The following is an 8,105-nucleotide window of genomic DNA, read 5'->3' on the forward strand; positions in this document are numbered from 1 at the left end:
TCAATGGCATGCTGGAAGGCAACGCAGGGATGAAAATTACCCAGGTTCAGGACCATGACGCGCGTGCCCGCCTAAGTGAAATCGCCGAGCTGTTCCAGTTCGTGTCTGGCTCCGCGGATGAAATCCTCGAAACTTCACCCGAACTGTTTCAAGTGCGTGAGTCCGCCGGCAACATCTTTACCACCTCGCAAACCCTGCTGGAAGAAGCGTCGGTGTTGGCCAACGGCTTCGAGCATCTGGCCAGCGGACGATCCATGCACAGCATCGTGGGCTATGTGCTGGGCTTGTTCGCGTTGATGTCGATCATTTTGATTGGCATCGTGATGGTGCGTGAGACCAACCGCCAATTACGTGAAACCGCCGAGAAGAATGAGCGCAACCAGACAGCGATCATGCGTCTGCTCGACGAGATTGAAAACCTGGCGGATGGGGACTTGCGGGTCGCCGCGTCAGTTACAGAAGACTTTACCGGGGCCATCGCCGATTCAATCAACTACTCCATCGACCAGTTGCGTGATTTGGTGGGAACGATCAACTTGACCGCTGAGCAAGTGGCTTCCGCCGTTGAGGACACCCAAACCACGGCCATGCAACTGGCTGCTGCCTCCGAGCATCAGGCACTGCAAATTGCCGCCGCCTCCACCGCGATCAACAACATGGCGCTGTCCATCGACCAGGTGTCGGCCAATGCTTCGGAGTCTTCGGCGGTGGCCGAGCGTTCGGTGATGATTGCCAACAAAGGCAATGAGGTGGTGCACAACACCATCAACGGCATGGACAATATTCGCGAGCAGATTCAAGACACCTCCAAGCGGATCAAGCGGTTGGGCGAGTCATCCCAGGAGATTGGCGACATTGTCAGCTTGATTGATGACATTGCCGATCAGACCAATATTCTGGCGTTGAACGCGGCGATCCAGGCCTCCATGGCGGGAGATGCCGGACGCGGTTTCGCCATCGTGGCCGACGAAGTGCAGCGGCTCGCCGAGCGCTCATCGTCGGCTACAAAGCAGATTGAAACATTGGTGCGTGCGATCCAGAACGACACCAATGAAGCTGTTATTTCCATGGAGCAAACCACCAGTGAAGTGGTACGCGGCGCCCGACTGGCGCAGGATGCGGGAGTGGCCCTTGAAGAAATCGAAGGCGTATCAAAAACCCTCGCGGCACTGATCGAAAGCATCACCAATGCGGCGCAGCACCAAGCGACATCGGCAGGGCAGATTTCCCAGACCATGGCGGTGATTCAACAAACCACGACGCAAACCACGTCGGGCACCACGGCGACTGCGGAAAGCATTGGCAACCTGGCGAAAATGGCCAGCGAGATGCGCCGTTCGGTATCTGGTTTCACCTTGCCGCCGTCGAAAGACCTAAGCTGAGATATCTGTGGGAGATTCTATGTTTGAAGTCAATCCACAGATCCCCGGTGGGAGCGAACTTGTTCGCGAAGGTCGCGGCGCGGTAGGTCTGATACACCGCGTTGTCTGCTTCCCGAACACGTTCGGTCCCACCGGGATCTCTCCACGGCGAGGGATGTAGCAGTGAGTCCAAGATGAAGCGTTTGAGCAAAGACTGGAGTTGTCATGGCTGATCGGCACGACTATGTGGCCCTAGAGTGGGTCAAAGGCGAAATTGCCGAAACGCTAAAGCTGGCCCGTCAGGCCCTCGAAGCGTTTGTTGTCAAGCCTCAGGCACCCGCCGCCATGGTCGAGTGCCTGAGCTACGTGCACCAAGTGCATGGCAGCCTGCAGATGGTTGAATTCTATGGCGCAGCTCTGCTAGCTGAAGAAATCGAGCAACTGGCGCTGGCCTTGCAACAAGGTCGCGCAGCGCAGCAGACCGAAGCGGTGCAGTTGTTGTTGCAAGCGATGACCCAATTACCGCTCTACCTTGATCGCATCCATTCGGCGCGCCGCGACCTACCCTTGCTGGTGCTCCCGCTGTTGAATGACCTGCGCAGCGCCCGTGGCGAAAGCCTGTTGTCGGAAACCAGCCTTTTTACCCCGCAATTGCTCGCCGTCCCCGAACTCGACGTCCAGGCCTTGGCCAAACTCGACCATCCTGACCTCACCGCCTTGCTGCGCAAATTACGGCAGATGCTGCAAACCGCATTAGTCGGCTTGCTGCGCGAGCAGGAAGTACAGACCAATCTCAGTTACATGGCCAAAGTGTTTACGCGCCTTGAAGCGCTGTGCAAAGACGCGCCGCTCGGGCCGCTGTGGCAGATCGCTTCGGCGTTGGTCGAGACCATGGCCGACGGCCAATTTACCAACAGCCCGGCACTGCGTGGGTTACTTAAAGAGTCCGATAAAGAACTAAAGCGTTTGCTGGAGCAGGGCATCAGTGGCATCAATCAGCCTGCGCCCGATGAGCTGCTCAAGAGCCTGCTGTTTTACATCGCCAAGTCCGACAGCCAGGCGCCGCATATGCTCGTGCTTAAAGAGCAATACGGACTGGATGAATCCTTACCCAACACGGCGTTGGTCGATGAAGAACGTGCGCGGTTAGCCGGGCCGGACCGTGACGCCATGCGTTCGGTGGTGGGGGCGCTGTGTGAAGAGTTGGTTCGGGTCAAAGAACGCCTAGATGGCTTTGTGCGCAGCGACCGCAAACACGTCGCCGAACTCAGCAGTTTGTTGCCGCCCTTGCGGCAGATTGCCGATACCTTGGCCGTGCTGGGTTTCGGCCAACCGCGCAAGGTCATCATCGACCAGTTGGCGGTTGTTCAGCGCTTGGCACAAGGCCAAAGCGAAGCCGATGACGCGACGCTAATGGATGTGGCCGGTGCCCTGTTGTATGTCGAAGCGACTCTGGCAGGGATGGTCGGGACCGTGGAGCAGGCCAGCCCTAAAGAAATCCATCTGCCGACCACTGACCTGATCGAAATCCATCAGTTGGTGATCAAGGAAGCGCGCATCGGTTTGCAGCAAGCCAAAGACATGATCATCGATTACATCGACGGCTCATGGGACCGCCAACGCCTGCAACCGTTGCCCGCATTGTTGGTCCAGGTGCGCGGCGCACTGGCAATGATTCCACTGGCGCGCGCTGCTAGCCTGCTTGCTGCCTGCAACGATTACATTCAGTCGCATCTCTTGATGGACGCCCAACCACCGACCTGGCCGCAACTCGACGGTCTGGCCGATGCGCTGACCAGCATCGAGTATTACCTTGAGCGTCTAGGCGAAGATCACGAAGCGCCGGGCGAACAAATCCTCGACAAGGCGCAGGCGAGCCTGATGGATCTTGGGTATTCGCTGCTTCCGGACATCACGACTGAAGTGCCGTTGCTGGAGGAAGTGATCACCCAAGACGAGTTGCTGGAAATGAGCGCTCGGCAAGCGCTGACCAGCCCTACGCGCTCGTTGGCTGAAGTCCTCGCCAGCCCGGTCTCGGCCGTCAATCCGCCCGCCCAGCACGTACCTGCTAGCCTATTGCCGCCGCCCGCAGATGAGGAGCGGGTGGATGACGAGTTGCTTGAGGTGTTTCTTGAGGAAACCGAGGAAATGCTCGCAGCGCTGCACAAGCATTTACCGCGGTGGTTCAACGACACGAGCAATATCGCCGCGCTAACCGAAGTACGGCGGGCGTTTCACACCCTTAAGGGCAGTGGGCGCATGGTCCGTGCGCTGATCCTTGGTGAGTTGGCCTGGGCCGTGGAGAACTTGCTTAACCGGGTTGTGGAAAGCAGTGTCGAAGCCGATCAGGACGTCCAGAGTCTGCTCAGTGACGTGCTGACATTGTTACCGGTAATCATTCGAGAGTTCGCTGACAACGCTCAACGCCAGCGCGACGACGTTGATCTGTTGGCGGCTCGCGCCCATGCAATCGCCAGACGGGATACCACCTCCGAGGCACCGGTTGCCGACGTCGGCATCGAAACCGACGTGTCCGATCCACTGGACCCACAGCTGTTGGAGATTTTCCGTCAGGAGGCGCGTGGTCATCTGGACACGCTAGAGCGATTCCTTGACCACGCGACCGACACCGAAACACCCGCCATCAGCGATGGCCTGCAGCGTGCGCTGCATACCCTAAAAGGCAGCGCGTACATGGCCGGCGTGTTGCCAGTGGCCGAGTTGGCCAGTCCGCTGGACCAGTTGGTGCGCGAATTCAAAGCCAACCAGATTTCCCTTGGGCACGCTGAAATTCAACTGCTGCGCGCTGCGGAACCGTTATTCAATCAAGGCCTGTTACAACTCAACAGCGAACCGTTGGCGCCCATTGCGGGGGCCGAGTCTTTCATCGCAGACGTTCTAGCCTTGTTGCATGAGCGGCTGCAAACAGCGCTGGGTGCGCCAAACAGCGGCCTGCGATTGAAGCGTAATCCGCAATTGATCGCGTCCTTTCTGGCCGAGGGAATGGACATTTTGCTCGACGCAGAAAACCTGTTGCAGCGTTGGCGGCAACACCCTGGCGAACGTCAAGAGCTCAGCGCCTTGCTTGATGAGTTGACAACCCTCGGCCACGGCGCGCATTTGGCTGATTTGCCGCAAGTGGATGGGTTATGCGAGGCACTCCTCGATCTGTACGGCGCCGTTGAAGAAAGCAGCCTGGCGGTCAGTGAGCGTTTCTTTGACGAGGCGGCCAGCGGCCACGAAGCCTTGATTGACATGCTTGACCAAGTGGCGGCAGGTCAAGAAGTTGATGCGCGCCCAGAGCGCATCGAAGCGCTGCGCGACCTGCTCGATCAAGCCCTCGACCCAAGTGCCATGGGTGTGATCAAAAGCGACGGCAGCACCCGTGCGCTGAGCATCACCGAATTGAAAGCGGCCACCGAGCGCCTAGCGACGCAGCTGCCCGACGACAGCCCGAGGTCCACCGAGGCGCTTTCCACATCAGAAATAGCGCCAAGCGGCGAGCTTGATGACGAGATCGTGGAAATATTCCTTGAAGAGGCGGTGGATATTCTCGACAGCGCCGGACACGCCCTGCATCGCTGGTTGGGTGATCCGGAAAACCCAGTGCCGCTGTCGTCGTTGCAACGTGACTTACACACCCTGAAAGGTGGCGCTCGCATGGCTGAAATTCAGCCGGTGGGCGATTTGGGTCACGAGCTGGAAACACTGTATGAAGGCTTGATCGATCGCCGCTTCAGTTATTCACCGGAAATCGCCGGCCTGCTTCAGCGAAGTCACGACCTGCTGGCAGTTTTGCTGGAGCAGCTACAGGCCCACGAACCGCTCAGCTGTCCGTCTGAGCTGATAGACGCGATTCGTGGGTTTCGACAGGACAACAGTGTTGCTCCAGGCCAGGAGCCTGAATCAAAACCGATCAAGTCGACAGTTGAAACCGTCGGTGAGCACGACCCCGAGCTGTTGGAAATCTTCTTGGAGGAAGGCTTCGATATCATCGAAAGCTCTGCCGGCGCTTTGGCACGTTGGCAGGATGAACCGAAAAATACCCTCGAAATAGAAAACTTGTTGCGTGATTTGCACACCCTCAAAGGGGGCGCGCGCATGGTTGAAATCGCCCCGATTGGCGATCTGGCCCACGAGCTTGAATTTCTCTACGAAGGCTTGGCAGCCGGTTCGCTGCACAGCCACCCACTGCTGAACAGCTTGCTGCAAAGCGGTCATGATTTACTCGCCGACATGCTTGACGCTGTGCGCGGGCACGAGCCGTTGCCCAGCGCGAAGTTACTGATCGACAGTATTCATCACTTCAGCGCGCTCGGTGAATTAACGACCGTAGCGACCGTCACCGTGCCTGAGGTAATCGCCGAACCTTCCTTGCCCGCGCTGCCCGCGCCGGAACCAGAAGCCGAGCGTACGCCGCCGGAAACGGTCAAGGTCGCCGCCGAGCAGCTGGAAAGTTTGGTCAACCTGGCGGGTGAAACCTCAATTTTTCGTGGGCGCATTGAACAGCAGGTCACAGACGCAGAGGTTACTCTGGCCGAGATGGAAACCACCATCGAGCGTATGCGCGATCAGCTTCGACGTTTGGACATTGAAACCCAGGGCCGTATTCTCAGCCGCGAACAGGTCCAGGCCGAACGGTTGGGCTATGAAGAATTCGATCCGCTGGAAATGGACCGCCATTCGCAATTGCAGCAATTGTCGCGGGCCTTGTTCGAGTCTGCGTCGGACTTGTTGGACCTCAAGGAAACCCTCGGCACCCGTAACCACGACGCGCAAACGCTTTTGTCGCAGCAGGCCCGGGTCAACACCGAACTGCAGGAAAGTTTGATGCGCACGCGGATGGTGCCATTCGAGCGTTTGTTGCCGCGTTTGCGGCGGATCGTGCGTCAGGTCGCGGGGGAGCTGGATAAGCAGGTCCATTTTGAAGTCGGCGATGCCGAGGGCGAAATGGACCGCAATGTGTTAGAGAGGATGGTTGCACCTCTGGAGCACATGCTGCGTAACGCCGTTGATCACGGCCTTGAAAGCGCCGAAGAACGTCGTGCTGCTGGCAAGCCGGAAGAGGGCACGATCAGCTTGAGTCTGGCCCACGAAGGCGGCGACATTGTCATCGAAATGCGCGATGACGGGGCCGGGGTCGACCTTGACGCGGTACGCCGTAAAGCGATCAAGCGCGGAATGGTCGAGGCCGACACGGAGCTTAATGACTACGAACTGCTGCAATTCATTCTTCAGGCGGGTTTCTCCACTGCGGAAAAAGTGACGCAGATTTCCGGTCGTGGCGTCGGCATGGACGTGGTACATGCCGAGGTCAAACAGCTCGGCGGCTCGATGATCATTGATTCGAGGCCGGGACAGGGCACGCGCTTCCAGATTCGTCTGCCGTTTACTGTGTCGGTCAACCGGGCGCTGATGGTGCAATGTGGCGAAGAGCAATATGCCGTGCCGCTGAACACCATCGAAGGCATTGTGCGGGTCATGCCCCACGAGTTGGAGGCCTGCTATCAATCGAACCCGCCACGCTACCAATTCGGCGAACGCATTTACGAATTACGCTACCTCGGCGAGTTGCTGAACAACGGCCTGCCGCCCAAGTTAATCGGCCAAACCCAGCCGCTGCCGGTGTTGTTGGTGCACATGTACGATCAGTGGGTCGCCGTGCAAGTGGACGCATTGGCCGGTTCGCGGGAAATCGTAGTGAAGAGCCTAGGTGCGCAATTTTCCGGGGTGCAGGGCATTTCTGGCGCGACCATTTTGGGCGATGGCCGTGTGGTATTCATTCTGGATCTGTTGGCGCATATACGTGCTCTGCATCTGCGTTTATTGGCGCAACAAGCGGCAGGCTTGGGCGCGCCGAAGTACATCGAAATGGAACAGGCGCGACCGCTATTGGTGATGGTAGTGGACGACTCGGTGACGGTGCGCAAAGTCACCAGTCGCTTGCTCGAACGCAATGGCATGAACGTGCTCACCGCCAAAGATGGCGTCGATGCCATGGCCCTGTTGCAGGAGCACACGCCTGACATTCTGCTGCTGGACATTGAAATGCCGCGCATGGACGGTTTTGAAGTCGCCAGTCGAATTCGCAACGATGAACACCTTAAAGACCTGCCTATCATCATGATCACCTCCCGCTCCGGGCAAAAACACCGGGATCACGCCATGGCCATCGGCGTAAACGATTACCTGAGCAAGCCGTATCAGGAATCGGTACTGCTGGAGAGCATCGCCCAATGGAGTCAGGTCAATGTCTAACCCCGCCGCCTCGCTAAGCCTCAGCAGCCGCGTCACCAGTTTGACCGGATTGCTAGTGCCCTTGAGCGACCGCAGTTTGTTGCTGCCCAATATCGCCATTGCCGAACTGATCGACTACCAAGACAGCAATGCCGAGCCCGATGCACCCGATTGGTACCTCGGCCCCATCACCTGGCGTCATCGCACCTTGCCGCTGCTCAGCTTCGAAGCCGCTTGCGGTGGCCGCACCCGCGTCGGCGGTCGCGCACGCATCGTCGTTCTCAACGCGCTGGGCGGCCGTAACGATCTGAAATTCATCGCCCTGCTGACCCAAGGCATCCCCCGCTCCTGCAAAGTCGACAGCCAACTCAGCTACGTCGACGTGCAACTGGCCGAGCTGGAACTGGCTGCCGTGCAAGTCGGCGACACCGTCGCCAAAATCCCTGATTTAGTGGGGTTGGAAGAGTGGTTGGTTGCATCATCTGTAGGAGCCAACTTGTTGGCGAA

General features: G+C 58.3%; 3 protein-coding genes. All 3 read left to right on the top strand.

Features of this window, described 5'->3' with window-relative positions; genetic code table 11:
- A partial coding sequence (locus tag M0974_RS05390; RefSeq protein ID WP_297833707.1) for a methyl-accepting chemotaxis protein occupies positions 1-1,382 on the top strand: 1,382 nt, incomplete at its 5' end.
- A gap of 204 nt (positions 1,383-1,586) precedes the next feature.
- Positions 1,587-7,619: an Hpt domain-containing protein gene (locus tag M0974_RS05395; RefSeq protein WP_297833710.1), complete on the top strand. Its 6,033-nt coding sequence runs from the start codon at positions 1,587-1,589 to the stop codon at positions 7,617-7,619.
- Positions 7,612-8,105 (top strand): chemotaxis protein CheW (locus M0974_RS05400; protein ID WP_297833714.1); only part of this gene is annotated, 494 nt, incomplete at its 3' end. The genes M0974_RS05395 and M0974_RS05400, both read left to right, overlap by 8 nt.

This window comes from Pseudomonas sp., from assembly GCF_026224925.1.
GTDB lineage: Bacteria > Pseudomonadota > Gammaproteobacteria > Pseudomonadales > Pseudomonadaceae > Aquipseudomonas.